Origin of the sequence: Nostoc sp. FACHB-133 (assembly GCF_014698055.1) — a bacterium.
Taxonomy (GTDB): domain Bacteria; phylum Cyanobacteriota; class Cyanobacteriia; order Cyanobacteriales; family Nostocaceae; genus Nostoc.
In genome coordinates this window covers 1-3,294 of the sequence record NZ_JACJSH010000160.1, presented here as the reverse complement: position 1 = coordinate 3,294, position 3,294 = coordinate 1, and the positions used below count along the sequence as shown (strand labels likewise).

The 3,294-nt window shown below is 51.4% G+C and carries 2 rRNA genes; both read left to right on the top strand.

Annotated features, from left to right (window positions below):
• Positions 1-226 precede the first annotated feature (226 nt).
• Positions 227-3,118: ribosomal RNA gene (locus H6G86_RS38080) — 23S ribosomal RNA — on the top strand.
• Positions 3,119-3,177: 59 nt separating this feature from the next.
• A 5S ribosomal RNA gene (gene rrf, locus H6G86_RS38075) occupies positions 3,178-3,294 on the top strand; the annotation flags it as partial.

Here is a 3,294-nt window from a genome sequence, read left to right as displayed (position 1 = left end):
TTCAGCAACATGACTTAACTTAATAGAAGTCAGACTGCTGAGATATTCTCAGCCAGAACCTTGAAAACTGCATAGAAACGCGAAAATAGCAGGCAGACACAGACATTCTTAGTGCTGAGTGCCTCGACTTAGAGTACTGATTAAAATCAGTGCTAAGTCATCAGGTAAGCAGAACTAACTATTTGTTTTTGTGAATGCGAATTGTGAAACACCAAATGAATTGAGTGGTCAAGCTAATAAGGGCTAACGGTGGATACCTAGGCACACAGAGGCGACGAAGGACGTGGTTACCGACGATATGCTCCGGGGAGTTGGAAGCAAACATTGAGCCGGAGATTTCCGAATGGGGCAACCCTATATACTACCTGCTGAATATATAGGCAGGAGAGAGCCAACCCAGCGAATTGAAACATCTTAGTAGCTGGAGGAAGAGAAATCAAAACAGAGATTCCCTAAGTAGTGGTGAGCGAAAGGGGAAGAGCCTAAACCAATTGGTTTACCGATTGGGGTAGTGGGACAGCAATATCGAATCTAGCGGTTAAACGAAGCAGCTAAATACTGCACCAAAGAAGGTGAAAGTCCTGTAGTTGAAAACTCAAGGATAGTAGCTGAATCCCGAGTAGCATGGGGCACGAGGAATCCCATGTGAATCAGCGAGGACCACCTCGTAAGGCTAAATACTACTGTGTGACCGATAGTGAACCAGTACCGCGAGGGAAAGGTGAAAAGAACCCCGGAAGGGGAGTGAAATAGAACATGAAACCGTTAGCTTACAAGCAGTGGGAGGACTATTTAAAAGTCTGACCGCGTGCCTGTTGAAGAATGAGCCGGCGACTTATAGGCACTGGTAGGTTAAAGCGAGAATGCTGGAGCCAAAGGGAAACCGAGTCTGAATAGGGCGATAATCAGTGTTTATAGACCCGAACCCTGGTGATCTAACCATGGCCAGGATGAAGCTTGGGTAACACCAAGTGGAGGTCCGCACCGACTGATGTTGAAAAATCAGCGGATGAGTTGTGGTTAGGGGTGAAATGCCAATCGAACCAGGAGCTAGCTGGTTCTCCCCGAAATGTGTTTAGGCGCAGCGGTAATGATTATATCTGGGGGGTAAAGCACTGTTTCGGTGCGGGCTGGGAGACCGGTACCAAATCGAGACAAACTCTGAATACCCAGAGCACACATTGCCAGTGAGACAGTGGGGGATAAGCTTCATTGTCAAGAGGGAAACAGCCCAGACCACCAGCTAAGGTCCCCAAATCATCGCTAAGTGATAAAGGAGGTGAGAGTGCACAGACAACTAGGAGGTTTGCCTAGAAGCAGCCACCCTTGAAAGAGTGCGTAATAGCTCACTAGTCAAGCGCTCTCGCGCCGAAAATGAACGGGGCTAAGCGATGTACCGAAGCTGTGGGATTAATCAATTGATTAATCGGTAGGGGAGCGTTCCGTCGTAGGTAGAAGCAGTAGCGGCAAGCAGCTGTGGACGAAACGGAAGTGAGAATGTCGGCTTGAGTAGCGCAAACATTGGTGAGAATCCAATGCCCCGAAACCCTAAGGTTTCCTCCGCCAGGTTCGTCCCCGGAGGGTTAGTCAGGGCCTAAGGCGAGGCCGAACGGCGTAGTCGATGGACAACGGGTTAAAATTCCCGTACTGATTGTAGGTTGTGCAGAGGGACGGAGAAGATAATTGTCAGCCGGATGTTGGTTACCGGTTCAAGCGTCAAGATGTTGAGAGACGGCGAAAACGTTTCGAGTTGAGGCGTGAGTACGACCCACTACGGTGGGGAAGTGGCATAGTCTAGCTTCCAAGAAAAGCTCTAAACACGTTAACTTACAGTTACCTGTACCCGAAACCGACACAGGTAGGGAGGTTGAGAATACCAAGGGGCGCGAGATAACTCTCTCTAAGGAACTCGGCAAAATGGCCCCGTAACTTCGGAAGAAGGGGTGCCCACCTAAGACGTGGGTCGCAGTGAAGAGATCCAGGCGACTGTTTACCAAAAACACAGGTCTCCGCAAAGTCATTAAGACGCAGTATGGGGGCTGACGCCTGCCCAGTGCCGGAAGGTTAAGGAAGTTGGTCAGGGGGAAACCTTGAAGCTAGCGACCGAAGCCCCGGTGAACGGCGGCCGTAACTATAACGGTCCTAAGGTAGCGAAATTCCTTGTCGGGTAAGTTCCGACCCGCACGAAAGGCGTAACGATCTGGATGGTGTCTCAGAGAGAGACTCGGCGAAATAGGAATGTCTGTGAAGATACGGACTGCCTGCACCTGGACAGAAAGACCCTATGAAGCTTTACTGTAGCCTGGAATTGTGTTCGGGCTTGGCTTGCGCAGGATAGGTGGGAGGCGATGAAGTATTCCTTGTGGGGAGTATGGAGCCAACGGTGAGATACCACTCTGGCGAAGCTAGAATTCTAACCCATGACCGTTATCCGGTCAGGGAACAGTTTCAGGTGGGCAGTTTGACTGGGGCGGTCGCCTCCTAAAAGGTAACGGAGGCGCGCAAAGGTTCCCTCAGCACGCTTGGAAACCGTGCGGCGAGTGTAAAGGCATAAAGGGAGCTTGACTGCAAGACTGACAAGTCGAGCAGGTACGAAAGTAGGCCTTAGTGATCCGACGGCGCAGAGTGGAATGGCCGTCGCTCAACGGATAAAAGTTACTCTAGGGATAACAGGCTGATCTCCCCCAAGAGTCCACATCGACGGGGAGGTTTGGCACCTCGATGTCGGCTCATCGCAACCTGGGGCGGAAGTACGTCCCAAGGGTTGGGCTGTTCGCCCATTAAAGCGGTACGTGAGCTGGGTTCAGAACGTCGTGAGACAGTTCGGTCCATATCCGGTGCAGGCGTAAGAGCATTGAGAGGAGTCCTCCTTAGTACGAGAGGACCGGGAGGAACGCACCGCTGGTGTACCAGTTATCGTGCCAACGGTAAACGCTGGGTAGCCAAGTGCGGAGCGGATAACCGCTGAAAGCATCTAAGTGGGAAGCCCACCTCAAGATGAGTGCTCTCACCACGTAAGTGGGTAAGGTCACGGGAAGAACACCCGTTCTTAGGCGGTAGGTGGAAGTGCAGTAATGTATGTAGCCGAGCCGTGCTAACAGACCGAGGGCTTGACCTCACATCATTTGGTTTCGCGTTTCTGTGCAGTCTTCAGGGTCTTCTGACCCTACAGTCTTTTCTGGTGTCTATTGCGCGGTGGAACCACACTGATCCCTTCCCGAACTCAGAGGTGAAACGCTGTTGCGGCAACGATAGTTTAGGGGTCGCCCTACGCAAAAATAGCTCGGTGCCAGG